General features: G+C 59.6%; 31 protein-coding genes and 1 tRNA gene. 19 read left to right on the top strand and 13 right to left on the bottom strand.

The genetic code is table 11. The annotated features are described in order from the left end of the window. The 8 genes from deoC to KQ933_RS20730 all read right to left on the bottom strand — a co-directional run bounded on the left by deoC (position 1) and on the right by KQ933_RS20730 (position 7,286). Positions 1-777, bottom strand: coding sequence for a deoxyribose-phosphate aldolase (gene deoC, locus KQ933_RS20765; RefSeq protein ID WP_216756624.1), 777 nt, complete (start codon positions 775-777; stop codon positions 1-3). Positions 778-797: 20 nt separating this feature from the next. Next, the gene (locus tag KQ933_RS20760) at positions 798-1,592 is read right to left on the bottom strand and encodes a purine-nucleoside phosphorylase (RefSeq protein WP_216756622.1); all 795 of its coding nucleotides are present in this window, start codon (positions 1,590-1,592) and stop codon (positions 798-800) included. Beyond that, a complete protein-coding gene (locus tag KQ933_RS20755; RefSeq protein WP_003544464.1) occupies positions 1,589-1,978 on the bottom strand; it encodes a cytidine deaminase in 390 nt (129 codons plus the stop codon). Before KQ933_RS20755 ends, KQ933_RS20760 begins: the two co-directional genes overlap by 4 nt. Position 1,979: 1 nt before the next feature. Then, a complete protein-coding gene (locus KQ933_RS20750) occupies positions 1,980-2,951 on the bottom strand; it encodes an ABC transporter permease (RefSeq protein WP_216756621.1) in 972 nt (323 codons plus the stop codon). A gap of 10 nt (positions 2,952-2,961) precedes the next feature. Beyond that, on the bottom strand, positions 2,962-4,065 hold the full coding sequence (locus KQ933_RS20745) for an ABC transporter permease (protein WP_216756620.1): 1,104 nt from the start codon (positions 4,063-4,065) through the stop codon (positions 2,962-2,964). A gap of 7 nt (positions 4,066-4,072) precedes the next feature. Beyond that, on the bottom strand, positions 4,073-5,584 hold the full coding sequence (locus KQ933_RS20740; RefSeq protein ID WP_216756619.1) for an ABC transporter ATP-binding protein: 1,512 nt from the start codon (positions 5,582-5,584) through the stop codon (positions 4,073-4,075). 72 nt (positions 5,585-5,656) lie between these two features. Then, a complete protein-coding gene (locus KQ933_RS20735; RefSeq protein WP_216756618.1) occupies positions 5,657-6,649 on the bottom strand; it encodes a BMP family protein in 993 nt (330 codons plus the stop codon). Positions 6,650-6,968: 319 nt separating this feature from the next. After that, positions 6,969-7,286, bottom strand: coding sequence for a hypothetical protein (locus KQ933_RS20730; protein ID WP_216756617.1), 318 nt, complete (start codon positions 7,284-7,286; stop codon positions 6,969-6,971). 224 nt (positions 7,287-7,510) lie between these two features. On the opposite strand from KQ933_RS20730, the gene KQ933_RS20725 reads away from it, so the two are divergent. The 8 genes from KQ933_RS20725 (at position 7,511) to KQ933_RS20690 (ending at position 13,145) form a co-directional block, all read left to right on the top strand. Further along, positions 7,511-7,600 (top strand) — tRNA-Ser (locus KQ933_RS20725). 275 nt (positions 7,601-7,875) lie between these two features. Beyond that, the gene (locus KQ933_RS20720; protein ID WP_216756616.1) at positions 7,876-8,127 is read left to right on the top strand and encodes a helix-turn-helix domain-containing protein; all 252 of its coding nucleotides are present in this window, start codon (positions 7,876-7,878) and stop codon (positions 8,125-8,127) included. 108 nt (positions 8,128-8,235) lie between these two features. Continuing rightward, entirely contained in the window at positions 8,236-9,051 is an 816-nt protein-coding gene (locus KQ933_RS20715; RefSeq protein ID WP_216756615.1) for a hypothetical protein, read from the top strand. An 84-nt stretch (positions 9,052-9,135) separates the two neighbouring features. After that, on the top strand, positions 9,136-9,396 hold the full coding sequence (locus KQ933_RS20710; protein WP_216756614.1) for a hypothetical protein: 261 nt from the start codon (positions 9,136-9,138) through the stop codon (positions 9,394-9,396). A gap of 43 nt (positions 9,397-9,439) precedes the next feature. After that, the gene (locus tag KQ933_RS20705) at positions 9,440-11,962 is read left to right on the top strand and encodes an AAA family ATPase (protein ID WP_216756613.1); all 2,523 of its coding nucleotides are present in this window, start codon (positions 9,440-9,442) and stop codon (positions 11,960-11,962) included. Further along, positions 11,959-12,324, top strand: coding sequence for a hypothetical protein (locus KQ933_RS20700; protein WP_216756612.1), 366 nt, complete (start codon positions 11,959-11,961; stop codon positions 12,322-12,324). Before KQ933_RS20705 ends, KQ933_RS20700 begins: the two co-directional genes overlap by 4 nt. Beyond that, a complete protein-coding gene (locus KQ933_RS20695) occupies positions 12,324-12,848 on the top strand; it encodes an HGGxSTG domain-containing protein (RefSeq protein ID WP_216756610.1) in 525 nt (174 codons plus the stop codon). The genes KQ933_RS20700 and KQ933_RS20695 overlap by 1 nt, the downstream gene beginning before the upstream one ends. 9 nt (positions 12,849-12,857) lie before the next feature. After that, on the top strand, positions 12,858-13,145 hold the full coding sequence (locus KQ933_RS20690) for a hypothetical protein (RefSeq protein ID WP_216756608.1): 288 nt from the start codon (positions 12,858-12,860) through the stop codon (positions 13,143-13,145). A gap of 10 nt (positions 13,146-13,155) precedes the next feature. Here KQ933_RS20690 and KQ933_RS20685 read toward each other — a convergent pair whose 3' ends face one another. After that, entirely contained in the window at positions 13,156-13,428 is a 273-nt protein-coding gene (locus KQ933_RS20685; protein WP_216756607.1) for a helix-turn-helix domain-containing protein, read from the bottom strand. Positions 13,429-13,597: 169 nt separating this feature from the next. Between KQ933_RS20685 and KQ933_RS20680 the strand changes: the two genes are divergently transcribed. Continuing rightward, positions 13,598-13,903 carry a hypothetical protein gene (locus KQ933_RS20680; protein WP_216756606.1) on the top strand — a complete coding sequence of 102 codons (306 nt, stop codon included), beginning with the start codon at positions 13,598-13,600 and terminating at the stop codon, positions 13,901-13,903. Positions 13,904-13,905: 2 nt separating this feature from the next. Here KQ933_RS20680 and KQ933_RS20675 read toward each other — a convergent pair whose 3' ends face one another. Then, positions 13,906-14,544, bottom strand: coding sequence for a recombinase family protein (locus tag KQ933_RS20675; RefSeq protein ID WP_216756605.1), 639 nt, complete (start codon positions 14,542-14,544; stop codon positions 13,906-13,908). Between the two features lie 9 nt (positions 14,545-14,553). After that, positions 14,554-14,745, bottom strand: coding sequence for a hypothetical protein (locus KQ933_RS20670; protein ID WP_216756604.1), 192 nt, complete (start codon positions 14,743-14,745; stop codon positions 14,554-14,556). A 454-nt stretch (positions 14,746-15,199) separates the two neighbouring features. On the opposite strand from KQ933_RS20670, the gene KQ933_RS20665 reads away from it, so the two are divergent. The 10 genes from KQ933_RS20665 (at position 15,200) to KQ933_RS20620 (ending at position 24,338) form a co-directional block, all read left to right on the top strand. Beyond that, the gene (locus tag KQ933_RS20665; protein ID WP_216756602.1) at positions 15,200-15,796 is read left to right on the top strand and encodes a hypothetical protein; all 597 of its coding nucleotides are present in this window, start codon (positions 15,200-15,202) and stop codon (positions 15,794-15,796) included. After that, entirely contained in the window at positions 15,793-16,248 is a 456-nt protein-coding gene (locus KQ933_RS20660) for a hypothetical protein (RefSeq protein ID WP_216756601.1), read from the top strand. The genes KQ933_RS20665 and KQ933_RS20660 overlap by 4 nt, the downstream gene beginning before the upstream one ends. 12 nt (positions 16,249-16,260) lie before the next feature. Further along, positions 16,261-17,793: a hypothetical protein gene (locus KQ933_RS20655; protein ID WP_216756599.1), complete on the top strand. Its 1,533-nt coding sequence runs from the start codon at positions 16,261-16,263 to the stop codon at positions 17,791-17,793. Next, the gene (locus KQ933_RS20650) at positions 17,793-19,949 is read left to right on the top strand and encodes a hypothetical protein (protein WP_216756598.1); all 2,157 of its coding nucleotides are present in this window, start codon (positions 17,793-17,795) and stop codon (positions 19,947-19,949) included. Before KQ933_RS20655 ends, KQ933_RS20650 begins: the two co-directional genes overlap by 1 nt. A gap of 3 nt (positions 19,950-19,952) precedes the next feature. Beyond that, positions 19,953-21,299 (top strand): hypothetical protein, encoded by a 1,347-nt coding sequence (locus KQ933_RS20645; RefSeq protein ID WP_216756596.1) that lies wholly within the window; start codon positions 19,953-19,955, stop codon positions 21,297-21,299. Further along, positions 21,296-21,703 (top strand): hypothetical protein, encoded by a 408-nt coding sequence (locus tag KQ933_RS20640; RefSeq protein WP_216756595.1) that lies wholly within the window; start codon positions 21,296-21,298, stop codon positions 21,701-21,703. The genes KQ933_RS20645 and KQ933_RS20640 overlap by 4 nt, the downstream gene beginning before the upstream one ends. A 90-nt stretch (positions 21,704-21,793) precedes the next feature. Further along, complete coding sequence (locus KQ933_RS20635; protein WP_216756593.1) at positions 21,794-22,294, top strand: thermonuclease family protein; 501 nt, start codon at positions 21,794-21,796, stop codon at positions 22,292-22,294. A 94-nt stretch (positions 22,295-22,388) separates the two neighbouring features. Continuing rightward, complete coding sequence (locus KQ933_RS20630) at positions 22,389-23,165, top strand: hypothetical protein (RefSeq protein ID WP_216756592.1); 777 nt, start codon at positions 22,389-22,391, stop codon at positions 23,163-23,165. Next, a complete protein-coding gene (locus KQ933_RS20625; protein WP_216756591.1) occupies positions 23,140-23,583 on the top strand; it encodes a hypothetical protein in 444 nt (147 codons plus the stop codon). The genes KQ933_RS20630 and KQ933_RS20625 overlap by 26 nt, the downstream gene beginning before the upstream one ends. A 155-nt stretch (positions 23,584-23,738) precedes the next feature. Further along, on the top strand, positions 23,739-24,338 hold the full coding sequence (locus KQ933_RS20620) for an HNH endonuclease (RefSeq protein WP_216756589.1): 600 nt from the start codon (positions 23,739-23,741) through the stop codon (positions 24,336-24,338). On the opposite strand, the gene KQ933_RS20615 is transcribed toward KQ933_RS20620, so the two are convergent. Further along, entirely contained in the window at positions 24,333-24,710 is a 378-nt protein-coding gene (locus tag KQ933_RS20615; protein WP_253958261.1) for a hypothetical protein, read from the bottom strand. The genes KQ933_RS20620 and KQ933_RS20615 overlap by 6 nt on opposite strands. A 185-nt stretch (positions 24,711-24,895) precedes the next feature. Then, positions 24,896-26,239 carry a P-loop NTPase fold protein gene (locus KQ933_RS20610; RefSeq protein WP_216756586.1) on the bottom strand — a complete coding sequence of 448 codons (1,344 nt, stop codon included), beginning with the start codon at positions 26,237-26,239 and terminating at the stop codon, positions 24,896-24,898. Between the last annotated feature and the right edge of the window lie 3 nt (positions 26,240-26,242).

The raw sequence follows: 26,242 nt of genomic DNA, 5'->3' as shown, positions 1-26,242 counted from the left end.
TCAATAGCTCAAGACAGCCGCCGGCCTCGGTTCCGTGCCGCTGAGGACGGCCAGGATATGGTCGAGCAGGCCGGAGGCACCGAAACGGAAGGTGGAGGGCATCGGCCAGTCCGGCGTCATGATGGTTTCGGCCAGGCTCAGATAAAGGGCCGCATCCGCGACAGTCGAGATACCGCCGGCGGGTTTGAAACCCACCTTCCGGCCGCTCTCCCTGATAGAGCGGATCATGATGTCGGCGGCTTCCAGCGTGGCGTTGACGGAAACCTTGCCTGTGGAGGTCTTGATAAAATCGGCGCCGGCCTCGATCGCAAGCTCGGAGGCACGGCGGATGAGGCCCGCGTCCTTCAGCTCACCGGTCTCGATGATGACTTTCAAGAGCACAGGTGCGACACACTCGGCGCGCACGGCCGAAACCATATCGGTGACGGCCTTTTCGTTGCCCGAAATCAGCTTACGATAGGGAATGACGAGATCGATCTCATCGGCGCCGTCGGCGATCGCCTCACGCGTTTCGGCGGCGACATCGGCGATTTCCAGGTCGCCGGAGGGAAAATTGACGACGGTCGCGATGTGGACCGGATGGCCTTTGCCGAGCACGGTGCGAGCATGGGCGACGAAACGCGGCCAGATGCAGATCGCGGCGCTATTGCCATAGAGCGTCTGCGCGCGGGCACAAAGCGTGTCGATCTGCTCCTGCGTGCATTCGTCATTCAGATTGGTCAGATCGAGAAGGGAAAGGGCGACGGCGGCCGTTTCCCGGCTGGAATGGCTATTCATTTCGCTTTCTCCGCCGGCAATCAATTACCGGCAATCATCTCTTTGAGTATGGCGGCGAGACGGGCACCGCCAACCGGCGCCATATCCTTGGTTTCCTCGTGGCTGAGCTCGTTTCCGGTCATGCCAGCCCCATAGTTGGTGATTACCGAGGCGGCCGCAACCCTCAGGCCCAGCATTCTTGCGATGATGACCTCGGGCACGGTCGACATGCCGACCGCATCGGCGCCGAGAATACGGGCCATGCGGATTTCGGCCGGCGTCTCGAAACTCGGGCCTGAGAACCACATGTAGACACCGCTTGCGAGCGGAATGCCGAGTGTCTTGGCTGCCTTCCGCATGGCCGCCGAAAGTTCGGCATCATAGGCATTGGTCATGCCGACAAAACGATGATCGCTTTCTTCGCCGATCAGCGGGTTCATGCCGGAATAATTGATGTGGTCGGCAATCTGCATGACCGAGCCGGGCGGCATGTCATCCTTCAGCGAACCCGCCGAATTGGTGAGGATCAGGGCCTCGACGCCGAGGGCCTGCAAAACCTCGATCGGCAGGCGCATGGCGTTGGCATCGCCCTTTTCGTAATAATGCACACGACCCGAGAGCATGATGACCGGCACCGAGCCGAGATGGCCGGCGACGACCTCTCCGGCATGGCCTGAGACGGCGCTGACCGGAAAACCCGGCAGATCCTTGTAGGGAATGCGAACGACATTAGTGAGCTCGCTGACGAGCGAGCCGAGGCCAGAGCCGAGCACGATGCCGTAGCGCGGTTTGAGCCCGCCGAGCAGAGCCGCGAGCAGATCGACGGTCGCGATCATCCGAGTTCGGTCTCGAAGCTGAAGGGAAGAAGCTCTTCCATGGTCATCGTCTTCTTCACGCCGGCTTCGTCGCAGAGATAGATCTTCGTCTCCTTCGAGGCGAATTCCGAGATCTTCTGCCGGCAGCCGCCGCAGGGCGGGCAGAGCGGCAGTTTTTCGGCGATGACCGCCATTTCGACGATCTTCTTGGCGCCGCCCATGATCATGGCGCCGATTGCCGTCGGCTCGGCGCACCAGCCCTGCGGGAAGGAGAGGTTCTCGATATTAGCGCCGGTATAGACTTTGCCATCCTCGGCGCGGATCGCAGCACCCACCGGAAACTTGGAATACGGAGCGTGCGCGAAGGCCATGGCGCCGCGAGCGGCTTCGAACAGGTCGTGAGACATATCAACGCTCCTTCGTATAGGGCACGCCGCCGGCCTTCGGCGGAATTGCAACGCCGATGAAGCCGGCGAGCAGAACACAGGTCAGGATATAGGGCAGAGCCTGGAAAACCTGAACCGGTACCTCGCCGATCAGCGGCACCGACTTGCCCTGCATGAAATTCGCCAGAGCATCGAGAAAGCCGAAAAGCAGGCAGGCGAACATGACCGGCACGGGCTTCCACTTGGCGAAGACGAGCGCTGCAAGCGCGATATAGCCTCTGCCGGCCGACATGTCCTTGATGAAGGCAGCCGATTGGGCGATCGCGAGATAGGTGCCGGCAAAGCCACAGAGGATGCCGGCGCACATGACGGCGCGGTAGCGCAGCCACGTGACCGAGATGCCTGCCGTATCGACCGCGCCCGGATTTTCGCCGACGGCACGAAGGCGCAGGCCGAAACGCGTGCGGTAGAGCACCCACCAGGAGAAGGGGACGGCGAGGAAGGCAAGGTACGTCAGGATATTGTTGCCGGAGATGACGCCGGCATAGAGCGGGCCGATGATCGGCACCTCGCGGATGGCATCGGCGCCCGGAAGGATGATCGGCGCGAAGCGGGCCTCCGGTACCAGTTGCGGAGTGCGGCCGCCCTGGCCGAACCAGGCCTGGCCGAGCACGATAGTGATGCCGGCGACGAAGAAGTTGATCGCCACACCTGAGACGATCTGGTTGCCGCGATTGGTAATCGAAGCAAAGCCGTGCACCAGGCTTAGCGCCACCGAGCACACGATGCCGGCGCCGAGCCCCAGCCAGGCCGAATCGGTGAGGTAAGCCACGCAGGCTGCGGCAAAGGCCGAGCCCAGCATCTTGCCTTCGAGACCGATATCGAAAACGCCGGCGCGTTCGGAAAACAGGCCGGCCAGTGCGGTAAAGATCAGCGGGATCGAGAGCCGGATCGTCGAGCTCAGAACGCTGATGAAAATTTCATAATAATCCATCGTCCGTTCCTCAGGCTCGCTTGAACTGCTGGTAGATGAGCACCATCGCCGGGCGGAACATATATTCCAACGCGCCGGCAAAGAGGATCACCAGACCCTGGATGACGAGAATCATCTCGCGGGTGATGTTCGGCATTTCGAAGGAGATCCAGTCACCGCCTCGGTAAAGAGCGCCAAACAGGATCGCGGAGAAGATGATGCCGAGCGGATGGTTTCGTCCCATCAGCGACACGGCGATGCCGACGAAGCCCGCGCCGCCGACAAACTCAACCTGCAAGCGCGCAGACGAGCCCATGACCGGGTTCAGCGCCATCATGCCGGCAAGCGCACCTGAAAGCAGCATGGCGATGATGACGGTGCGCGCATAGGGAACGCCGGCATAGACAGCGGCGGTCGGACTGACGCCCAGCGTGCGCATCTCAAAGCCCAGCTTGCTGCGCCAGACCAGCATCCAGACGAACCAGGCGGCAACCAGGGCAATAATGAAGGAGACGTTGAACGGCGCAGCACCGAGCTTGGAACCGAACATGCTCATGATCCAGCCGAGCTTCGGAAGCTGCCCGCCTTCGAGGAAGGTGCGGGTTTCCGGCGCCATCTTGCCCGGCACGATCAGCACATGCACCAGTAGATAGACCATGAGCGTGGCTGCGATGAAGTTGAACATGATCGTCGTGATGACGATATGGCTGCCGCGCTTGGCCTGCAGGAAGGCAGGGATGAAGGCCCAGGCAGCGCCGAAGATGCCGGCGCCGATAACGGCGATCGGCATGGTCACATACCAGGGCACATAATTGTCGAGCGCCAGTGCCACCAGCGCACATCCAAGCCCGCCAATATAGGCCTGACCTTCCGAGCCGATGTTGAAGAGGCCGGCATGGATGGCGACGGCTACCGACAGGCCGGTGAAGATGAAGCTCGTCGCGTAATAGAGCGTGAAGCCAATGCCTTCGCCGCTGCCGAAGACGCCCTCGATGAGCAGCGAAAGTGCGGCCAGCGGGCTTTCACCGATCAGCCAGATGACGAAGCCGGAGATCAGGAAGGCGACGATCAGGTTCAGTAGAGGGATCAGACCGTAATTGATCCATCTCGGTAGGGTTACGGAAGCAGTGCTCATCGAGGCCTCACGCGGCAATGCCGGCCATCATCAGGCCGAGGGTCTGTTCACCGGCATCGGGCGTCTTCTCGCCGACGACATGGCCGGCAAACATGACAAGGATACGGTCTGAAAGGGCGCGGATTTCGTCGAGCTCGACGGATACGAGCAGGATGGCCTTGCCCGCATCGCGCATCTCGATGATCCGGCGATGGATGAATTCGATGGCGCCGATATCGACGCCGCGGGTCGGCTGGCCGATGATCAGCATCTTCGGATCGCGCTCGATCTCGCGGGCGACGACGATCTTCTGCTGGTTGCCGCCGGAGAAATTCGCCGTCTTCAGGCGCGGGTTCGGCGGGCGGATATCGTATTTCTCGATCTTCTCCATCGCATCCTTGCGGATGGCGTCGAGATCGAGCAGCGGGCCGCGGCTGTACTCAGGACGGTGGTGATAGCCGAGTACGGCATTTTCATATTCCTCGAATTTCAGGACCAGGCCCATGTGGTGGCGGTCTTCGGGAATGTGCGCGAGGCCGAGTTCGCGAAGACGGGCCGGATCGGCCTTGTCGATCGGCTGGCCGTCGAGCAGGATCTCGCCGGATGCCGGCTTGCGGATGCCGGCGATTGCCTCCAGCAGTTCCGACTGGCCGTTGCCGGCGACACCGGCAATGCCGACGATCTCGCCGGCGCGGACATCGAAGGAGACGTTGTCGACCATCGTGACGCCTCTGTTGTCCTTGACGGTCAGGTTGCGGACGGACAGCAAGACGTCGGCAGGCTTCGCCTCGCCCTTCTGGACACGCAGCAGCACGCGGCGGCCGACCATGAGTTCGGCCAGTTCCTCGACTGTGGTCTCGCTGGTCTTGCGGGTGGCGACCATCTCGCCGCGGCGCATGACGGAGACCGTATCGGTGATCGCCATGATTTCGCGCAGCTTGTGAGTGATCAGCACAACGGTCTTGCCCTCGTCGCGCAGTACGCCGAGGATGCGGAACAGGTGATCGGCCTCGGCCGGGGTCAGCACGCCTGTCGGCTCGTCGAGGATCAGGATCTCGGCGCCGCGATACATGGCTTTGAGGATTTCCACACGCTGCTGCAGGCCGACCGGAAGCTGCTCGATCAGCGCGTCCGGATTGACCTCCAACCCGTATTCGGTCTCCAGCCGCTTGAGCTCGGCGCGCGCGGAAGCCACGCCCCTTGCCAGCAGCGCGCCGCCTTCGGCGCCGAGCATGATGTTTTCGAGGACGGTGAAATTGTCGACCAGCATGAAATGCTGGTGCACCATGCCGATGCCGGCGGCGATCGCTGCCTGGCTATCCCGGATGGTGATGGGCTGGCCGTCGACGCGGATCTCACCGCTGTCGGCCTGGTAAAAACCGTAGATGATGGACATCAGCGTCGATTTGCCCGCGCCGTTTTCCCCGATGATACCGTGAATCGAGCCCTTGGCGACGGTGAGGTTGATGTCCTTGTTGGCGTGAACGGCGCCGAATTTCTTGTCGATGCCGACAAGTTCGATAGCAGGCTGGTCTGTCACAGCAGGCTCCAAATAAGAAAAGGGCGTATGGCGAAAATCCTTGTCCGCCATACGCCCGATCTCAGTTACGACTCACTTCGGGCAAGCGTTGTCCGTGGTGTAATCGTGAACCTTGATGGTGCCCGCAATGATGTCGGCCTTGGCCTTGTCGACGGCGGCCTGCATCTCCGGCGTGATCAGCGGCTTGTTGTTGTCGTCCATCGCGGCGGCAACGCCGTCTTCCTTGATGCCGAGAGACTGGACACCAGCGGTGAACTTGTCGTTCTTGGTGTCGTTGAAGGCGTTATAGACGGCGAGGTCGACGCGCTTGACCATCGAGGTCAGAACGGAACCCGGATGCAGGTGGTTCTGGTTGGAATCGACGCCGATCGACAGTTTCTTGTTGTCGGCTGCCGTCTGCAGGACGCCGAGACCGGTGGCACCGGCTGCCGCGTAAACGACGTCGGCACCCTGGTCGATCTGGTTCTTGGTGAGTTCGCCGCCGCGAACCGGGTCGTTCCAGGCTGCACCGGTCGTGCCGGTCATGTTCTGGAAAACTTCGATGTCGGCCTTGGCGGCGCGTGCGCCCTGCTCGTAGCCGCATTCGAACTTGCGGATCAGCGGAATGTCCATGCCGCCGACGAAGCCGACCTTGCCGGTCTTGGAGGCCATACCGGCGAGAATGCCGACGAGATAGGAGCCTTCCTCTTCCTTGTAGAGGACCGAGCGGACGTTCGGCTTGTCGACGACGGAGTCGACGATGATGAACTTGGTATCCGGGAATTCAGCGGCAACCTTCTCGACAGCTGAGGTCCAGGCGAAGGAAACGGCAACGACCGGGTTGAAGCCGCGGCTTGCGAAGTTGCGGATGGCCTGCTCGCCCTGGGTGTCGCCGGTCGGCTCGAAATCGCGGTAGGCGATGCCGGTTTCCTTCTTGAACTTTTCAGCGCCGTTGAAGGCAGCTTCGTTGAAGGACTTATCGAACTTCCCGCCGGTGCCGTAAACGAGAGCCGGCTTGATGTCGGCGGCAAGCGCCGTCGTCGACATCGCTGCCACGGCAAGGAGGGTGAGAAGGGATTTTTTCATGAGTTTGCAGCCCTGTTGTTGCTATTTATCTGGGGTCCTCCCGCAAGCCTTTTTCAGGCATGTCTGCGGAACCACCGACCTCCCCCCGGAGGCCTGGCTGCGCGCATCCTTGCATGGCTCAACGAAAAATTCACGAGAAATTTTTCGGTTGGTAAAGATTTGCCACGATTGCCGAAAATCAGTCCACGGGTCCTGAATTCTGGGCAAATCGGCCGCTAAAATGCGGATTTTCTAACCAATGCCCTGGCGGCATCGGCATCATCCTCCTGCCATTTCAGGAACTGCCGATTGCACTTTTTCAGACCCTCCACCCCTTCAGCTATGCGGTAAAGCGACCCGCCACCGGCGGCTTCTTATAGCCGATCATCCACAGGATGAGCGACAGGACCAGAAACACGGCAAAGGCCGGCTGCAGCATGAGCCACTGAAAGATGAAGGCGTAGAAACGCGGATGGACATAATAAGAGACGGAAGACTGGAGCGCTGTAAGCGTCGAGGGGCTGACATCCTGCCATGCATCCGACATCGGGGTCATGATCACTTGCGATGATGCGACGGACTGAATGGAATCGATGGTTCCGGCAATGACCGCAACTGCCAGCGCACACAGACTGGCAAGACGCAACAAGAAACGCATCAAATCCTCCGACGACGGGTGTGCCTCGATGTCCGGCGAGCCGCGCCATTTTCCACTCAAACCCAGAGATAGGCTTGGAGCGGGCACGGCGCAATGGACGGCATGCGCGCAGTTTTATCGGAAGAAGTCAAAAAACTGTTAGATTTGGGTTGATCGGCAAAAATTCCTCGGTATATATCGCGCCGTTCCGACGATTTGCTCCTATCCGGTGCGAAACGCAAAATGGACAGGTGGCCGAGTGGTTGAAGGCGCACGCCTGGAACGCGTGTGTACGTGAAAGCGTACCGAGGGTTCGAATCCCTCTCTGTCCGCCATTTTCCTATCATTAACTCATTGATTTAAAACGATTTCTGCGGATGCCGTTTCTGGCTACCCTAGCGGCTACCCTAACTCAAGATTTCTTGCCCATTGCCGTGGGCGTACCATTTTGGCCGCTATGGCCGCGTTTAATTTGTTCAATCAATGGCTTAGCCGACAGGGGTATGGCACTTGTATGTCACTAAGCTATTGATTTTACTTATATTTTCCCTTGACAGCGTATTCGTCTCATGTCCACGCTATTACACGCAACAGCTTTCGAGGAACGAACATGAGCGCAAACACGGCAATTCCGCCCGTCTTATCGATCGATGAAGCCGCTGATTATCTCAGGGCCTCGCGGGAACACGTCTATAATCTGCTCCGTCGCGGGGAGCTGACATCGGTTCGTGCCGGACACCGGCGACTGATCCGTCGCGTCGATATCGACACCATGCTGGAAAAAGCAGCCGAAGACTTCAAACCTCGCCCACGTCAACAGCGGCCGCGGCCGGTCGCACCATCTATCGATATCTTCGCATAGCATACCGGCAAAAGCCGCTACGCCACTCTTTCCTGTCTTGCCTGGCTTTCCTCGCTTCTCACGTCGCGGCTTACCCGATCGAACACATTGATCAAGGGAAGCGAACAAATGGCTCAATACGAGATCTCGGCCAGCAGGCCGACCCCCAATTCCGACTTTGAATTCTACACCGCCGGTTTCGAGATCCTGGCAAAAAAGCCGTACATGCCCGAGCTGCTGGCGGCCCTCGCCACGCCGGGACAGCCTTCAGGACCGTTCGCGGGCTATGTCGCGATGCTGCGCGACGCCAAACGATGGGAGGTCATTGCGGAGATGGTCAACGCCGGCCTGCTTGCTGCTGATCAGCCTGCAGCCCTTCCCGCCGCGATCGATGCGCTTGCCGCTGAACTCGCCGCCGGCCGTCTCGCTTCTATCAGGTCGGTTTTGGAATACGCGTATGGTGCTGGCGGGGCGGGCGAGCGCATTCCGGCCTTCCTACGCGTGATGTCTGCAGCCAGCCGGATCGCCGGAAGTCCAACCGCAGCCGCCCGCCTTCTTGGAAAAAACAGCGCGCCTTTTACCAAGGTTCTGACACGCCACCACGTCACGCGGGCTCGCATTCGATACGCACGGGCGCTCAAGGCGTGGCTTGCAGCTTTCAATCTCCCCGGCATCAACATTCTCGTTGCGATCACCGAAGTCGACACGCTTCTCTTTCTCGCTCTTCAGAAAGTACGGGAGGATGCGAAACAAGATCCTCGCTTCCGGCGCCTTCGCGGGCAGGCGCTGGTCAAGGCGATCGAGGAGCAGCAACCCCTGTGGCGCCGGACGCTCGACGCTGCGAACGCACTGGACGATAGCGCCGGCCTTCCGCTTCGGACCGTTCTCTCGCTCGTTACATTGGATCTGGCATGCCCGCGCCCGGTCGGCGCCCTGGCCGCATAACGCGCGATTTCGCGGTTCAAACCGGGGCTATTTTCGCGCCGCCATTCGCGGGACGATTTGCCACCGACAACGAAAGGCAAATCCATGCTCTCCACCGAACACCCCCGCGACCAGAAGGTTCTGACGGTTTCCGAAACCGCTGCTCTCTTCGGCCGCTCGACATCATGGGTCCGCGACGAGATCGCGGGCGGCAGATTGAAGACTTTGCATCCTGCCGGGCGGCGCCCGTTCCTGGTTACAGAGGCCAGCGTGAACGCCCTGCAGCGGTTCATTCATGAGCGGTCGAGAGCGGCGGCGAGCAGACAGCCGCCCGCGCTCCGGCTTGTCGTCGACAACACAAAATAAAGGCCGGCACGCACTGCGAATGCGCCCGGCCGATAGGAAACTCATGCAACATCAACATATAGATAACCCGTCGAGAAATCAATCTACTGGTGGCGGCGGAACCGTGCTCGGCGATCTGCTCGGCGAGAAAATCCGAACCAGAGAACCCGCACCGGCGAAACTCGCCGATGTCCAGCAGCCAACCGAACTGAAAGCCGATCTCCAGCAGATGCAGCGCTTCGTCGCGCTCGCGTTCAAACACTGCGCGTTCGAACTGGGCAGCATTGCCTTCCGGGCTTTCGAGCATAACCAGGCTGGCACCTGCGTGTTGAATGAGTGGGCGCCGTTCGACGCGGGTCTTGCGGAACGCGCTGCAGAGGCTGCTTCGAAGATCGCCCGGCGCCCCATTGAGCACAGCGCGGTATTCGCCCCACCGATCGCCCTGTTCAAGACCGAGACGAAGGCCGACGAGGCAAACGTTTCATGCTGCCCGGTTCTGTCGGTTGAGATCGATGCCCGGCCAAATGAAGCTTTGCGCGAACTGGTCGCGGTGTTGGGCAAGCCTACCATGATGATCCATTCGGGTGGCATGTGGACGTCGCCGGAGGGCCGGCAGGAAAACAAGATCCACGCTCATTGGCGGCTTACATATCCGGCGACACGACCTGACGAGCTCCGAAAGCTGAAAGCAGTGCGACGAGCTGCGGCCATGCTCGTTGATGCCGATAAGAGTGCGTCGCCCCTGGTGCATCCGATGCGGTGGCCCGGCAGCTGGCACACCAAGACGACGTCGGTGCGCATGTGCAAGATCGTCGAAGAAGACAATTATGCGGAAATCGATCTCGATATTGCGGCCGAAGCGCTGCAGAAGGCGCTGGCTGACCACGGCCTGCAGACGCCCGGCGGTTCTGGCGCACCGTCAACGGGCGGCTTTAAGACTGAAAAGGCGTGGAGCGAGGAAGCCTTGTTCGACGCCGCCCGGCTCATTCCCAACACCGATCTGGATTGGGATGATTGGAACCGGTTAGGGATGACGTTCTATGACGCGTCTCACGGTAGCGTCGAAGGTTACGAGGCGTTCTTACGCTGGTCTGAAAAAAGTCAGAAGCACGACGAGGCGGCCGCGGAAGCGCGATGGGACCATTATTCCTCGTCGCCACCGAACAACCTTTCAGATCGCAGCCTGCTTTTCGAAATGCGCAAGGCGGATCCGCTCTACACCCTGCGGACGGATGTCGGCGACGTCGACACATCCGACATATTCGACATGCGGCCAGCCGGGCGGCCGGATCGCAGCGGGCCGAACCTCAAGTTCGTCAACAGCCGGATTGATCCGAAGCACATTCCCGTGCGCGAATGGATTGTCAGCCCGCGGCTGCCTTGCGGCGACGTCGCACAGTGCGTCGGCGAGCCCGGCGTCTCGAAATCCACGCTCATGCTCCGTGATGCCCTGGCGATTGCGTCCGGGCGCGAAGATATCCTTCGCGGAAAGGATGAGCTCGGCAATCCCATCACTCCCGAGCGTTTGCACAGATCCGGCCCTGTGCTGATCTACAACGCGGAAGATCGTCTCGATGAAATGGAGCGCCGTCTCGCGGCTGCGCAGCGCCATTGGGGTGTTGATGTAACCGGGCACCCTATTCTTCTATGGTCTGGCGTGGATGGGCTGAAGCTCACCATTGCAGCGCGGGAGAACGACCGATCGGCATTGAAACGCGCGCCGGGGGCCGACGTCCTTCAAAAGGTTATCCGCCAGCACGGTATCGTGTTTGTCGCGCTAGACCCGCAAATCAGCCTCACGGCAGGCGCCCACGAGAATTCGAACGACGACGCGGACACACTGCTGCAGGAACTTGCCATCATGGCCGCGGAAAGCCGGTGCTCTATCACCGTCGTCCATCATACGTCCAAGCAAGCGCGCCAGAATAAAGGGGACATGGCCGCTGGCCGCGGCGGCTTTGCAGCTGTCGGCAAGGTTCGTTCGGCTTTCACACTCGTCAACGTTACCGGGGAAGGCGAGGAAGAAAGTTGGGGCGTATCGCGTGGGGACGGATTGATTCGCCTCGATTATGCAAAGATCAGCCACGACCGAAAACCGACGGCGCCGATCGTTTTCAGGCGTGCCAATGTTGCCGTGGGCAATGGCTCGGGAGCGAATGCAGCCGCAGCCGCCGCGTTGTTCGACGAGAGCCCGCGGGAGGCCCTGATTGCCTCCGGCGATTACGCCCCCGTACTCGATATCGTGAAAGTCGAAACGCTGGTCGCCAGTCGGAAGGGCGCGAATGTCGACAAGGAGAAGGCTGAAGCGATTGCGCGGATAGCACATGAGCTCATGGGCGAGAACGACGCGCTGCCATTGCCTGGCTTATGGGCACCGATTGGGGTGAAGATGCGAGCGTCTGGCCTATGCGAAGCCAAGACACGGCCGGCGGTAACAGGAGAAATTACGGCTGCGCTTGGGGGAACGGGTTGCGAGATCTCAATTGACGGACAAACTGTCCTTATTCGAGCTTCTAAAAAGTCTGCTTCACAGACTGCACCCTGGCTTATCGAACGGATTTCGCTTGTCGCGGAGAAGCAGCCATGAAGCTTGTCGCGCTTATCGGCAGCTTGTCGGCGACAAGCAAAAAGCCTTTTAGATTCAGTGATTTATCTGCGAATTCGGCTTGCTTGTCGCGCTTGTCGCGAGAAAACAAGCGACAAGCTCAGAAAAAACTCAATAAAATCAATGCTTATCGGCTTGTCGCGCTTATCGCTCCTACGGAGGACGCTCTCGCCGACAAGCGGCGCCCTCCGGTCGTGCTTGGTGCGGATGTAAAGAATATCAAATCACAAAGAAATCGGACGGAGGCAATCGATCAGCCGTCGGCGGACAGGTTGTCCGATCTGAAAGGGCTGACTTTTTGCGGATACCTCAACGCCAATATTTTCCAGAACGGGGTCCGGTAGTGGGATCGATCACACAGCGCCTTGCGGCCGCTAAGAATCTGAGTGACTGGCAGCGCAAGGTGCGACCGGGGCTAGCCAAATGCGGTGCGAAACGCCGCCGTGATGGCGAGCCATGCCAACAGATCGCAATGGAGAACGGCCGTTGCCATCGCCACGGGGGCAAGACGCCAAAAGCCGTGGCTTGGCATGTTCCGCAATGGCCGAAGCCTGCCAATAGCGTCGACATGCGGATTGCGAGGGTTGAAAAGAAACGCAAGGCAACCGCGAAAGCCTTGGCGCGGAAGCTCGCGGCCATGACGCCCGATGAGTTGGAACGCTATCGTGCTTGGCAGCGAAGCCACGCGCCAGGTCCAGCGTCAGAGCGCAAACGGCGCCAATCTGACAAGCGTCTCGCCGACGAGATCGCGGCTACTTTGAGCGTGCCGACCGTGCTTTCGGGTGAAGCCTTGGCGCTGCAGAAAGAGATCGATCGGTTGAAAGCGCTCGTGCGCGAGATCGAAGGACAAACAGATATTTTCGGATAGGTGATCACAATGACGGAAGACGCAGAAGAAGCGCAACGCGAGTTGTTGCATAGAATTCAGACTGAGGGCGTGCGGGTCGCATACGAGACGGCGCTTGCGGTGTGCCGCGATCCGAAGGCTCCTGCGCCGGCGAAGTCGACAGCGTCGGCCACATTGTTCCGTGTCGCGGGGTACTTTGATCGGAAAGATCAGAGCCCCCATAAGGAGCCCCACGAAATGTCGCCGGAAGAGCTGCGGTCTGAGATCAAGCGCTTGTCGCAACTTCACAAGCGCCGGCCGCCCAATATCTTCGAATAGTGATGCCAGTTCACTTCGAACGGGGCGCTCGCTTTGGCTTCAACATGGCCTTCAGCGCCCATGCTCTCGCGCTGGCGTCTGCGTCTGGTTTGGGAGCCGTCGGAGGATCGGGCGGGACCGAACGTATTGTGCTCGCTTCGATGAAAGCCAATAGGTCAGCTTCGTTGATCTTGACGGGTCGGCCGGGGATATACGCCAACTTGCCTGACAAGCGCAGGCGTTTGATCTTGTCAGTGCTGCACCTGAAGATCTCAGCCGCTTCCTGATCGGTGATGAGTTTCATACGAGTCTCCCCTTTCAATCCCACAGCGGGATTGCGGATAGCGTGACGGACACTACGCGTGTCTGTCAAGTCATTGATTTTGTAGGTTTTGTCCGTCTTGGCGACCGACCGTAATCTCCTTGACAGACACGTACTTGGCCGCGAACCTCCGCCGAAAAGGAGGCCCTATATGTTTACGATCACATCAGACAGTGAGGAAGATTTCTCGGAAACGGAGATTGCATCAGAGGGCTTGAGGCCCGTTTTCAGAGTGTTTAGTTCGCCGGATCGCGAAGACGTGTTCACGGTGGAAGTGTTGACGTCACGCAGACGGTCGCATCTTGTGTCTCAAGTGGGCGCATATCTGAACCTCCCTGCCGAACTGGTTTTCGACACCGATCAGCGCGACTTCGTGATATTCCGCTTTCATGAGCCGGCAGTAACCGCGAAAGCGCTGGCGTTGGCGCTTAAGGGCGCCAACTTCAAGGAAGTTTGATGTTACAGTCCCCAATCCGCCAACGCGTCGTTAGCCGCCGATGGGTCGGTTCGAATGCGAAGGATTGTTTGCCGTGTCAAACCAGTTGCCTTGCTGATCTCCGACGCCCCGCCGCCCTCTGCTAGCATTCGCGCGATCGTATCGAACTGCGCCCGCGTGTATGAAGGTTTCCGGCCTTTGTAGGTCCGCGGCTTGTTCTGCGCCTTGGCGTGATCGATGCCGGCCCGCTGCGCGATCTTGAGAGCTTCCGCTTGCGATTGAGCAGCGCCAGCCATGAAGCCTATCATCGCGTCGCGCATTGCCATCTGCATAGGCTCTGTTGTCGTGCCGTCGAAAGTCAGGTTGTTGATCACCGTCTTGATGATCACGCCCTTGCGGATGAAGTGGCGAACAGCGTCAGTTACGTCGGCGTAGTTGCGCCCCAGGCGGTCAACCCATCTAACGACAAGGGTATCGCCTTTCCGAAGCATATCGAACAGCCGACGCCCTTCCGGCCTCTCGGCGAGTGGAACGTTGACGCCTGACACGCCTTGATCGACGACGACCTCGTCGATCTCGAAACCTGCCTGGCGGGCTTGGGTAAGCTGGTGATCTGCCGTCTGATCAACGGTGGACACGCGAGCGTAGAGGATGGTTTTCACGATAGAACCTCATTGAAATTCGGCGATAGTCGCCGCGCAGCGCGCGCGGAGGCGGGGCCAGGATGAATAGGCCTCGATGCAAAGCAGCTCTTCGATCGCGAACATGGCCGCTTCTTTGTCCTGGCGGCGGATTGCGTCGCGCAATTCCGACTGGACGACCATGTAAACGCGGAGTTCATTGACCTGTGTTTCGGTTTGCATCTTACGTTCCTCATGTACGTATTGGCTATGTACGTAAAGATGCCTGTACGTTGATCTAGTGTCAACCCGTACGTACATCATTCACGAATATTTTCTGCTGTCCGCTTTCGTATACCCCAGCGGACACGCCGCGGCCGCGGAGCGCACGAGATCGATGGCCCATGCCTTCGCCGGCCACGCCGCGGGCCGCCACCTGACCGGACTCCGGACCCGACCCCTGGCTATAGTCCGCCGCGCGCGCTGAAAACTGCGTCCGACGTCAGAAGAAAAATCCGCCCGGCTGGAACTTTTGAACCGACAAGCGCGCGATCTGGACCCCTTTCGACCGGGTATTTTCGCGCGCTCGACCCGGCTATATTCCCATCATCCGACAAAGGCGGAACTCGGAAGCCCGCGCCAACGCTCTCGAATGTCGAGGGAACGTGTCAACGAACCCGGCCACCCCGTTACACCTGTGGCCCGCTTTGTCGGAACTTCGATGCAAAAACTGCTCACGTCGACACTGAACGCCATTCCGCCCAAGGCCGAAGACACGTGCTTCGAAGACACCGACCCACCGTTTTCGCCGCCCGAACCGAACCCGGAAGAAAGCGAACGCGACCATTGCGTCGACAGGATCGACGACGAGCTGACCGTCGTGTGCCGTGATGACGACGATGTCTGCTATCACGGCTCCCACGCTATCGCGCTTCTTAGCCAGCAGATTGGTCAACGCGATTTGCTTCCTATCTCCCGCCGGCAGGCTGCCAGGCTTCGCGCCCGGCTGCAGTTGGCCCGCGACGCGCTCCTTCCGTTCTTTGCGGATGGCGATCAGCGGCATGTGACCGCCGGCCTGATCTCGGCCGAAAAGTTCGTCACCTGGTGGGCGCTATCGAAAGACCAGAGAAGGGTGCAGCCGTCTTATGTCAGCCGCGAGCACCGTTTGCGCGTGCGCTGGCTCCAGAACGCGCTTCACAATCTTTCCATCATCGACGAGCTCGACGAAAGCGCAGGCACCCGCCGCGACAGGCTCGTCGCGACGATCAAAATCAATTCGGGAGCGGGCAAATGAGCCTCACGGATCTCGGCATTCATCTTACAGACGCAGAGCGTTGTTTCACGAACATCGCGACGGGCGGTGATCCGTTGGAAAACGGGTTTGGTGGTGTCCAGGCTATATTGCGCGCGGTGACCGCGGGGAACCCGGCGGCATTTCCGGAGCTGGCTGACGCGCTCGCAACGGTCATGCAGCAGGTCACGCCGATTATAGCGGAAGCAGCCGCGAAGTGGATCACGCGGGAACTGACGCAAATGGGAATGGCTGCGGCGACCGCTCTTGTAACAACACCTTCAGACCATCCCTTTCGGTACGATCAGCATTGCTATGCGTCTCTGTTGAGCTGTGATCTGGCGGCGACGCTGGTTCGGCGCGAGATTGCACAGCGAGGCGATCCTTTGGCCAAGATGATAACCGCTGCGCGCGCGTGGAGCGAATACGACCACACCGAACACCGGCTGCAGTGAGGAGATCCGACGTTGCCTGTTACAGCAAATCCCCGGTTCAATGATCCCGCCCTTGGCGCTGCCTTCCAGTCGCTTTCTCAGATTTTCCAGCCTCCTAGCGGCAGCGACCTCGCGGGGTACGCAACAGCGAAAGCCAAAAAGGAAGAGGCGCAGCGCCTTGCGGATCTCTTCGATTATGCTCATTCGCAGGATTTCAACCAGTCGACTTTCGATCGTCTTGGCCAGGCATCCGGCCAGTGGACCCCTTCGACCGGTTACTATGGCGTCGACGTCGGTGCTGAAACCGTGCGCCGCGGGCAGGACATCACAGCCGAGACTAGCCGCGCCAACAACACGGCCGACAACGCTCGCGCTATTCAGACGAACGCCGCAGATAACGAGCGAGCTCTCAAAATCGGCGCAATGGACAACGAGCGCCAGTCTATTACGTCGCTCTTCGGCCCCCTGAACGAAGGCCAGATCCGCCCGGCCGTTCCGGCCGATATCGCCGCTCACGTCGGGCTACCGGCGATCGAGCAGGCGAACGGAGTGCCGAAACCGCTGACCGAAACCGAATGGCAGGCGCAGCAGAACGAGCGCCTTCGGCAGGGCGGCACGCTCACCGATCAAATGCTGCTCGGCGCCATTGTCGGCGACAAGACACCGGTGCAGGCGATCGGCCCCAACGGCAAACCGCAGTTCATGACACCCGGCGCGGCGGTGCTGAGTGGGGCCGAGCCCTACAATCCGAGCGCGGACAAGTCCCTCGTCGAGGGCACCACCGTTATCGACGGAAAGAGCGTCCAAGTCTTCCGCAAACCTGGTGAAAGCGCCTATTTCATGGCCGACGGTAAGCCGGTGCCGGCCGATGTTCAGGTCTACGACAAGGCAAAGCCAACGGGAACGAATGAACAGCTCGGCATGAAGCCTACCGAATTCACGCAGAAGAATGCGATGTTCTATAATCGCGCGGCGTCCGCGGACGCAAACCTGACAAAGCTTCAGAATGAAAAAGGCTATGTGCCGAACGCCCGAGACTTCGAAATGATGCTCGGCAAGGCGGGCGATCTACTGCCGCTTTCGCTGTCCAACAATCTCGTCTCTCCAGATGGCCGCCAGTTCTACAACAGCGCCATGAATTTCATGCTGTCCATCCTTCGGCCGGATACAGGGGCTGCATTCAGCCGCGAGGAATTCCAGAACTATTCTCGCGTTTTCATCCCAATCCCTGGCGACGATCCCGATACGCTCGCAAGCAAGGCAACTGCCCGCGCAACTGCGCTTGCGGCGCTGCAGGGATCTTCTGCCGGCGCAGCCGACCAGATCACGCGCATCATGCAGGCAAACGGCGTCGACGTGCCGCCGGAAATGCTCGCGCACATGCAGGCAGCGCAGCAGGCCGCAACAGCGGGAAATCAGGCGCCCGCCGCCAACTCGTCCGTAGCCTCGCCCCCGGCGGTCGACGATCCGATCGCGAGAGCGCGAAAAGCTATTGCCGACGGCGCGCCGCGTGACGCTGTGATCAAGCGACTTCGTGACAACGGGATCGATCCGGTGGGACTGTGATGGCTGATATCTCTTTCGACGATCTGGTTCCGAAGCAGCCCACGACGCCGGCCGTATCGTTTGACGATCTGGTGCCGCCGAAGAACCCGCCAACCGTCGCGGGCGATGTCGCAAAATCCATTCCGAGCGGCGTCGTGCGCGGCGCTGCGGAAACGGCGATGTTGCCTGTCACGCTCGGTCGCATGACTGGCGAAATGCAGGACGCGGCCTCGCGCTATCTCGTCGACACGATCGACGGTTGGGTGCGTTCGTGGAAGGGCGAGCCGCAGCATACGGAGGAACAACGCCAGACCTTCTTGCATCCCCAAACCACGGAAGAAGGTCCGATCGCCAAGGCGCAAGACGCCGTCCGCGGCGTGATGGACGATTATCTCTACGAGCCAAAGACTACGCCGGGCAAATACGCCGAGACAATTTCCGAATTCGCCGCGCCGGGCGGTCTGCCATCGCGGGGAACGCAACTTGCTGAAGGCGTGGCCCGCCGTGCTGCCAGCTATGCCGGTGACCTTACGCGCAATGTCGTGGTGCCCGGCGTCGTCTCCGAAACCGCCGGGCAGCTGACGGAAGGAACGCCATTTGAACCGATCGCCCGCGCGGCCGGCGCCATTGCGGGCAATGTCGGCGCCACGATGGCGAGCGCTGCCCGCGCTCCTGAGCGAGTGCTTCGCAGCGCGATCGGCGATCCGAACCTGATCGATTGGGATCGCGCGACGCAGCTCCAGAACAACAGCACCGGTGTCCGGCTGACTGGTCCGGAAGCGATCACGCAGGCTTCCAATGGCGGAACCGCCTTGCCGAACGTGCAGCGCCTGGTCGAAGGATCGAATGCCGGCCGCGCCCTAACGGCGCCGTTCTTCGCGGAGCGGCCGGCGCAGGTCGATACCGCAGTCTACAATCTGCTCGACCTCATCGCTCCGCAGAATGGCAATCCGTCCGTTCTCGGCCCTCGCGCATCGGAAGCCGCTACCAACGCGATCCGCGACGTCGAGCGGGCGCGAACGGCCGCGGTGCAGCCGACGTACGCTGCGGCGAACGCCGACCTGGTGCCAGAAGATGTTGTCAGGGGCATTCTTGCAAACATCGACAACGCTGTCGCGGGCGACCAGACCGGCATTCTAGGCGGCGTGTTGGGCGATCTGCGGAACCGGCTGATCGCCGAGCCGGCCCGCGCCGGCCAGCCGTCCGTGCGCACGCCTGTAACCGGTCCAGACGGCCAGATCACCCGCTACACGATGACGCCCGCGGTTCCAGGCACGCCCGAAGTGCCAGTAGTGGACGTGGGCAATCTCGACCGTGTCCGCAAATACTTCCGTGATCGAATGGACCTGCCGCAGATCGGCCAGGACGCGATTACCAAGGAGCAAAACGCCGCGGTTAGCGCCATCCTTGATCAGATCGACAATGCGATGGAGAACGCCAGCCCGAACTTCGCGGCGGGCAAGCAGCAGTATGCGGACATCACCCGCAACACGGTCGAACCGATTTCCGAAGGTCCGCTCGGCCGTGTTGCTGCAGCCGATACGACCGGCTCCGCGGGCAACGCGCTTATCCCGCAAAATCCACTGACCGGCTCCGGCGACGAGACGATCGACGCTGTTCGCCGGCTCATCGGGCAAGATCCGGAAACAACGTCGGCCCTCATCCGTCAGACGGTGGCCGATCGCTATGCGAAAGCGGCTATCGATACCATGGAAGGTAACCGGGAATTCGCCGGTGCGAAGTTCCGACGCGACATGGTCGGCAATCAGCCTCGCGACGAGCTCATTTACGCGATCTTCCGCGGCCTTCCAGACCAAGCGGCCGCAGAGGCAGCGCCGGAGCTGTTTGACGTGCTGCAAGCCACTGGCCGACGCAAGCCGATCGGGAGCGCCACCGAATTCAACCGCACTGCAAACGCCGATCTGTCGCAAGCGCCGTTCGTGTCGCGGGCGGCAAACGCTATCGGTACGCTCGGCGCCAGCTTCTTCACTAACGCGGGCGACGCATTGCGGCGTGCCGCCTTACGGGGCGGCGTCAGCCAGCTCGCGCAGCTCTTCACCGACCCGCGTTCCGTCGAGCTTATCCGCGAAGCGGCCGAACGCGGCGCGCCCGGTGGTATCGCAGAGGCATTCGGTCGTGGTGCGGTCCAATCAACCATCGGAGCAAGGCAAAGGTAGCAGATGGCAAATCCAAACCCTTATACACCGAGCTATTCGTTTTCGAACTGGCAGGCCGCCAATCCGGCCAAGCCACTGCCCGCGCCGCAGATCGACAACGAGCTCGCGAACGTTTCGACGTCGCTAAACGCCGCCATCACGGCTCTGAACCAGATACGGCGGTCGGACGGCAAGCTGGTCAACGGGATTGTCACGTTCGACAGCTTGAACAACGACCTAAAGGCTGGTTATTCGGGAGGGGCGGTCTCGGCGTGGGCGCCCGTGGTCGATTTCGCAGCCGGCATCAACGCTTCGCCGATCGCGCCCGCCACGATGGTCGTCTACCAGGGCGAGACCTACGTCTGCGCGGTCGCGCACTTGACGACCTCGCTGTTCGTGCCGGGGAACTGGACGAAGATCGCGGCGCGCGGCATCAACGGTACCGGTTCCGGTGATATGCTGGCGGCGCTCAATCTGTCGGATCTCGCGAACAAGCCGCAGTCCCGCGTCAATCTCGGGCTCGGCAATGTCGACAACACGCACGATGTCGACAAACCGATTTCGACCGCCACGCAGGCGGCCATTGACGTGACGAACCAGGCAGTCGCAGCTCTTCAAGCCGCGCAGTTCGACTATTTCATTGATTGCGTGCCGGCTTACGTCTCGGCGACCAGCATAAGTTTTTCGGCAGGTGTCGGCTTCTTCGGCGGCAAGAGGCTCGTTCTGCCGGCACTGACGAAGTTGCTGAACGCGACGTTCGTGGCCGGTACTGGTGCGGGCGGGCTCGACGCGGGTACGCTTCAGGCCAGCAAGACGTATTTCCTGCATGCGATCCGGAACGTGACGACCGGCAACGGCGACTATATCATATCGTTGAGCCTGTTGGCGCCGACGGTGCCCGTCGGGTGGGAGCTGCTGTCCGGTAGCCGCGTCGGCATCATCGTCACGAACGCGTCGGCGCAGGTGGTTCCGTTCTGGCAGATCGGGAACGAGGTCAATACCGACAGCTATAGCTGGTTCCAGGCCAACGTCACGGTATCCGGGCTGGCGGTGCCGGTTTTCACGCCGATCGGCGTGAGTACGGATATCAAGATTATCCTGCAGTCGACGGTGGCCGCGCCATCGCAGAGCTGCAGCGGGTCCATAAGTGACGCCGTGGCGGTCAACGCGGTCACGGCGACACCGGCGTCGGTCGCCACGAGGGCCGTAACCGGCAGTGATTTTCCGGATCAGTCTTCATCTGCCGGGAAGGCGCGTTCCAACAGCTCCGGCCAGCTTTTCAGGTCGGTGGTCGTAGCCAGCACGGCTTGTGCCATCAACGCCTATGTCTGCGGCTGGCACGACTGGCAGTGCAGGAGGCTATTTGCATGACCACTGTTTACGTCAAGCGCGTCGACGGCGCTATCTGCTATCTGGATCGCGTCAACCAGCCCGGCATGCAACTGGAGGCGATCGACGAAAATGCCACCGAAGTACAGACCTTCCTCAATCCGAAGAAGGTCGCGTCGCTAACAGACTACGCTAACGCCGTGCAAGCTCATGTCGACGCAACGGCCAATGCCCGCGAATTCAACGATGGCGTCACGGCGGCCACCTATCTCACGTCGTCGATATCCCGGTGGAGGGCCGACGCAGAGGCCTTGGTGGCCTGGCGCGACCAGGTGTGGGCTTATTCCTATGGCGAGCTCGACAGGGTCCGTAACGGCTTGCGGCCGCAGCCGACGATCGATGTTTTTATCAATGAGCTGCCGGCAATCAGCTGGCCTGACGTGTAGCAGCGACACGAGCCGAAACGCAGGAATTGACGTCAACTGTTTGGTGGGTATCAAGGCCAAGGTCATACCAGTTATGAAGGATCTCGCCGGATGAAACTAGGCCTTGTTGCTGTTGCCCTCGCGCTCATATCGTCTCCCGCATTCGGCACCGAGACGATTACCGGCAGGGCTTCCGTCGTCGACGGCGACACCATCGATATCAGCGGCACGCGAATTCGCTTCAACGGCATCGATGCGCCGGAGAGCTGGCAGAAGTGCCGGCGGGCAGATGGGACCGAATATCGATGCGGCACCGCGGCAGCCTTCGCGCTGGACGATTTCCTGGCGGCGTCACGGTCAACACGTTGCGAGCCGGTCGACGTCGATCGATATCACAGGATCGTTGCCGACTGCTTCCGCGCTGACGGCAAGAACGTCAACGCCTGGCCGGTGCGTACCGGCAACGCGGTCGATTGGGTTCGATACAGCCACGGCGCATTCGCAGGCGAGCAGACCGCGGCGAAGGTGGATAAGATGGGCATTTGGGCGGGCGCTTTTGATTTACCCTGCCATGCGCGAGCGCGCAGGGCTCGTCACCCAACAGCGTGCTAAGCACAAAACAGTTCAAGGCAACCTTCGTAGCGTATGTTCTAAATAAGTTTACGAAAGGCTGCCATGCTGAGGTAACTGGATAGAGGAAAGCGCAATGACAACTTGGTGTGACAAGCTGGCTTCTACGCCCACAATTGGTTTTCTAATGGATACCCATTTTGCACCCGCCGAAGCGATCCTCGGCAGCATGGCGCCGCTGCTAGACACTTGGCACAAAACGGAACAGTGGAACCTGCCTTCAAAGCCGGAGTTTCAGGTCTCAGCGCTGGAGGCGTTCAAGGTGGATCTCCAACATGACGACGGGTTTCTTTATTCGGTTGATCAAAACAGACTGTCTGTGCAGTTTCAGCACCGGATGAAATACCGCCACACCAGCGGAGGCCTCCCGGTGGCAGAATTGATTTCGAAAGCGATGGTGTATTCGGATCTACTTCAACAGGCATCAGATAAAATTACGGAATTCGCATTGTTGCTACCGAAAGAAAGGCAGAGGTCTCTTATGCGAATTGGGATAGTATCTACGACCTTTGTATCACTTGATGATGTACCGCCCGGCATTAGAAGATTTATCGACTACGTCAGTAAACCTTGGGCAGGAGAAGTTCAGAGCTATCAATTCCAAATAACGTCAACTCTTGAAGAGAACGAACAGGTCCGCGATCGCTGTTTGCACACAATTACACGCTCAGACGACAACGAGCAGCTATTGACTATTATGCTCGATTATCAAAGGTATCTCGCGAAGAAGGTTCCGTTGGAGCGGAACGCCATACAGCGCGCCGTTTCCAGCTGCCGAGAGGCGGCATTGGCTTATTTCGAAGAGTTAGCGGTGGGAGACAGGTTTGATGAACAACTTATCGACGCGAACTGACGACATCGACTGGATACGTGAACCTGCCATCGAGCCGGTGCTCGCGGGCGACGAACCCGGAAGCTTCTCAAACACCGGAAGCGCTGCGACGCACAATTTTGGGAACAGGTCCGTTTACGCAGTTACCTCAAAGGTGGCCGGCCGTTTGAATGCTCTGGCAGTATCGGAAGAGGAGAAGGCTACGCTTCTCGCCGAACGAGCACAGCTGCTTGATAAAAAGTTTGCCGGGGCAATATCGCGCGCGGAAGCAAATCGCCTCGAATACGTTCGCTGGTCACTGGACAGGATAGAAGACGCTGTGCACGGCGTATCCCTTGACCAATTGGAACGCCAAGTCGAGGCCTATGAGGCGCTTCAGCGCGATATGGCTGATTTCCTCAGCAGAGTTAATGCGCATGCTACAGGGCGCAATCGTTGACTGACAGTCACTTGGTTGCGCCCGAGAGTGGACGCGGAAATCTCGTTAAGCGATCAGAAGTGACTGGCGGTTTGCCTTACACCGAATATCGGCAAACGCTACGTCGAGATTTTTTCCATACTTGCGCCTATTGCACGATGTCAGAGGCGGAAGCCATGGCTATACGGTTTACCATTGATCACTATGAGCCGCGATCAGCTCGGCCTGATCTTGAAAACAACTATAGCAATCTGATGTGGGCCTGTGACGAATGCAATACACGGAAGGGGAGCCGCTCACCGCCCGAAAGCGCAAGAAGCGAGGGGCTACGATATTTTCGACCGGATGAAGATTATCGAGAGGAACACTTTGAGCGGACAGGGCTCCGTCTTAAAGGCCTCACGCAGCCAGGCGATTTCACGATTGAAGCGGTCGACCTTAATCGCGCAAATTTGAGGCGTCTTCGTGAGATGCGTGTGCGCATTGGCGAGTGTGATGAGGCCGTCTCTGGCGGGATAATGGCATTAATCAACTTTCCGATCGACCGGCTTCCTCCTGAAATTCGGAGTAAAGTTGCGAATATGGCCAAACGGTTTTCTGATGCGCAAGCCGAACAGGCCCAATCAATTGACGATATCCTCCGGGAACGCGCGCACTCGCCCTTTCTTGACGAAGTCGATGATGCTGCGGAGCAGAACCAGCGAAAAGCTAGACTTCGAGAATATGAGGCACTTTATCCGGATGCTTGGAGGCGCACGCGAAAAGAGAGCTTATGATTGAGCGTTCCAGAAGACGCTGGCGTTGCCCTGTGTTTCTCGGTGCCCCTTATAGCTCGCGTCACGCGGCCTCCCGTCGTGCGTCCGGGCGCGATATTCGACGTCGGCAATCAGCGTCGGCTCTAGCCACACGACGTTCCTGCGGCTCCCATCGTACTTCACGGTCGGGCGCGTGGTCTTGAGCTTGTCCATTAGATCGAGCAATTGCCAGGCTTCGCGCTCTTTAAAGCCCGTCCCGACCGAACCGACGTAAACGAGGCGATCGCCCTGATACGCGGCGAGCAGAAGAGCGCCGATAAGGCCTCGGGCGACCGTCGAGAGCTCATACCCCACGAGCACAAAGCGGTTTATCGCTTGAAAGGTCTTAGTCACGGATGGCTGCATAACTTCGGCGAACGAAGGCGCTTATGCAACGAACGTCGCAAGCTGGATACGTTGGCGCCACCGAGCCAGGGTGGCGAGAACAGCAAAGTGCTGGCGAGCGCCGCACGTTGACGCCCTGTAGCCGGAAAAAAGGGGATCGGGCTTTGCGACTCCCAATGCTAGGCTTCGCCGCCTTAGTCGTTCACCTGGAATAATCCGAAGTAGTCACGCTGTACCTGCGGTAAGATTGAAGCCCCCGACCGCAATCCGAAGCTGTCAAATGACCGTGAGAAATTGTCTTTGTCTTGAGCTGGTTCGTTACCGCCCGTCAAAGCAAACTGCCATACGCCGCGAATTATGAAGGCGACATGATCGTACTCACCACTCCCTTTTGCGCTGCTGTCTATCATCGCATTGGTGATGCCGTAGAAGCTGTCGATATCCGCCAAGGAAAGCGATCCGCGCAGCGCAGCCTGAAACAGTTCAGGTCTGACCGCTTGAAAGAGGACATGCGAAATGATCACTGTTTGCCAGCCGTGATAAAAGCCGCTTATTTCTTTAGCCTTTGGTAACAGAACTAGGCGTGTCAAAATCTTTTCTACGTCTCTCAACGAGATCGCAGCCGGCCCCGCGGCCAGCTTAAGGTGGCGGGCAACCTCACCCGCCAACTTCTGGTCAACACCCATGGCCGAAGCCGCGCTCTCGAAATATCTGATTTGAGCTCTGACGCTGTTCGCACCGCCGACCCAATCGGGAAGCTGCATCGACAGGGAGATAAAGCGTTTCAGATAATCATGGGCGTTGACGCCGATGCCATATCTCGCCCGAACAATGTGTTCCAAGGCGTCAAGATTTACACCCATCACAAAGTGCACTCTTGGGACCGCGAAAAAGTGTTTTATCACTTCTAAAACGCTCAAGGCGTAATCTGGCCTGCATCGATCCAGTTCGTCAATCACGACGATTAGTGGCGCGCCCGCTTCAGTCAATTGGGCGAGGCATTCCTGAAATTTGAGCATAGCCGCTTTACGACCATCCTCTCGACGCCAGAAGTCCTCCGCAGCTTTCTCCGCCTCTTTCCCTCCGGCTTCAATGACTGCATCGAGCACGGGACCGGCAATCTCGGTAGCGCCGGCCGTTGCGGCGGCGGCGCCTAGACGCAGAAGCGGGCGAGCCAGTTTGTAGGCCACCGTCTTGGCCGTCTTCCAGTGGTCCTGGTCCTTCCCGGCTGGAAGGCGCTCTCCGATTGCACCGGTCAATGCGATAAGCGGGTCATCAAGAAAGTCATTGGCAAAAGCATCGAAGTAAATGGTTGTTGCTGTCCCGCCGTTCTCTAACCGATGCGCGCCCACCCACCTCTTCAGGAAATGCGATTTACCGCTTCCCCAAGGGCCATCGACTGCGACAACGACAGGGTCCTCGACCTTTTCCAAAAGCTCCGACAGACGTTGGCCCGCTTCCCGACGTCCTAATAAATCTGCGCCGTCGAACCCTTGTTCATAGATTGAAAGTTTTTCTTGAGGGGGAAAGAGCTTCATCGG

This window comes from Rhizobium sp. WYJ-E13, assembly GCF_018987265.1.
Lineage (GTDB): Bacteria > Pseudomonadota > Alphaproteobacteria > Rhizobiales > Rhizobiaceae > Rhizobium.
Note: the sequence above shows the minus strand (reverse complement) of the source record. Positions and strands in the feature narration are given on the sequence as shown.

Bases quoted from the DNA above. Each gene is read 5' to 3' on its own strand.
- deoC (WP_216756624.1), bottom strand. From the start codon at position 777: ATGAATAGCCATTCCAGCCGGGAAACGGCCGCCGTCGCCCTTTCCCTT.
- KQ933_RS20760 (WP_216756622.1), bottom strand. From the start codon at position 1,592: ATGATCGCGACCGTCGATCTGCTCGCGGCTCTGCTCGGCGGGCTCAAA.
- KQ933_RS20755 (WP_003544464.1), bottom strand. From the start codon at position 1,978: ATGTCTCACGACCTGTTCGAAGCCGCTCGCGGCGCCATGGCCTTCGCG.
- KQ933_RS20750 (WP_216756621.1), bottom strand. From the start codon at position 2,951: ATGGATTATTATGAAATTTTCATCAGCGTTCTGAGCTCGACGATCCGG.
- KQ933_RS20745 (WP_216756620.1), bottom strand. From the start codon at position 4,065: ATGAGCACTGCTTCCGTAACCCTACCGAGATGGATCAATTACGGTCTG.
- KQ933_RS20735 (WP_216756618.1), bottom strand. From the start codon at position 6,649: ATGAAAAAATCCCTTCTCACCCTCCTTGCCGTGGCAGCGATGTCGACG.
- KQ933_RS20730 (WP_216756617.1), bottom strand. From the start codon at position 7,286: ATGCGTTTCTTGTTGCGTCTTGCCAGTCTGTGTGCGCTGGCAGTTGCG.
- KQ933_RS20720 (WP_216756616.1), top strand. From the start codon at position 7,876: ATGAGCGCAAACACGGCAATTCCGCCCGTCTTATCGATCGATGAAGCC.
- KQ933_RS20715 (WP_216756615.1), top strand. From the start codon at position 8,236: ATGGCTCAATACGAGATCTCGGCCAGCAGGCCGACCCCCAATTCCGAC.
- KQ933_RS20710 (WP_216756614.1), top strand. From the start codon at position 9,136: ATGCTCTCCACCGAACACCCCCGCGACCAGAAGGTTCTGACGGTTTCC.
- KQ933_RS20705 (WP_216756613.1), top strand. From the start codon at position 9,440: ATGCAACATCAACATATAGATAACCCGTCGAGAAATCAATCTACTGGT.
- KQ933_RS20700 (WP_216756612.1), top strand. From the start codon at position 11,959: ATGAAGCTTGTCGCGCTTATCGGCAGCTTGTCGGCGACAAGCAAAAAG.
- KQ933_RS20690 (WP_216756608.1), top strand. From the start codon at position 12,858: ATGACGGAAGACGCAGAAGAAGCGCAACGCGAGTTGTTGCATAGAATT.
- KQ933_RS20685 (WP_216756607.1), bottom strand. From the start codon at position 13,428: ATGAAACTCATCACCGATCAGGAAGCGGCTGAGATCTTCAGGTGCAGC.
- KQ933_RS20680 (WP_216756606.1), top strand. From the start codon at position 13,598: ATGTTTACGATCACATCAGACAGTGAGGAAGATTTCTCGGAAACGGAG.
- KQ933_RS20670 (WP_216756604.1), bottom strand. From the start codon at position 14,745: ATGCAAACCGAAACACAGGTCAATGAACTCCGCGTTTACATGGTCGTC.
- KQ933_RS20660 (WP_216756601.1), top strand. From the start codon at position 15,793: ATGAGCCTCACGGATCTCGGCATTCATCTTACAGACGCAGAGCGTTGT.
- KQ933_RS20650 (WP_216756598.1), top strand. From the start codon at position 17,793: ATGGCTGATATCTCTTTCGACGATCTGGTTCCGAAGCAGCCCACGACG.
- KQ933_RS20645 (WP_216756596.1), top strand. From the start codon at position 19,953: ATGGCAAATCCAAACCCTTATACACCGAGCTATTCGTTTTCGAACTGG.
- KQ933_RS20640 (WP_216756595.1), top strand. From the start codon at position 21,296: ATGACCACTGTTTACGTCAAGCGCGTCGACGGCGCTATCTGCTATCTG.
- KQ933_RS20635 (WP_216756593.1), top strand. From the start codon at position 21,794: ATGAAACTAGGCCTTGTTGCTGTTGCCCTCGCGCTCATATCGTCTCCC.
- KQ933_RS20630 (WP_216756592.1), top strand. From the start codon at position 22,389: ATGACAACTTGGTGTGACAAGCTGGCTTCTACGCCCACAATTGGTTTT.
- KQ933_RS20625 (WP_216756591.1), top strand. From the start codon at position 23,140: ATGAACAACTTATCGACGCGAACTGACGACATCGACTGGATACGTGAA.
- KQ933_RS20620 (WP_216756589.1), top strand. From the start codon at position 23,739: ATGGCTATACGGTTTACCATTGATCACTATGAGCCGCGATCAGCTCGG.
- KQ933_RS20610 (WP_216756586.1), bottom strand. From the start codon at position 26,239: ATGAAGCTCTTTCCCCCTCAAGAAAAACTTTCAATCTATGAACAAGGG.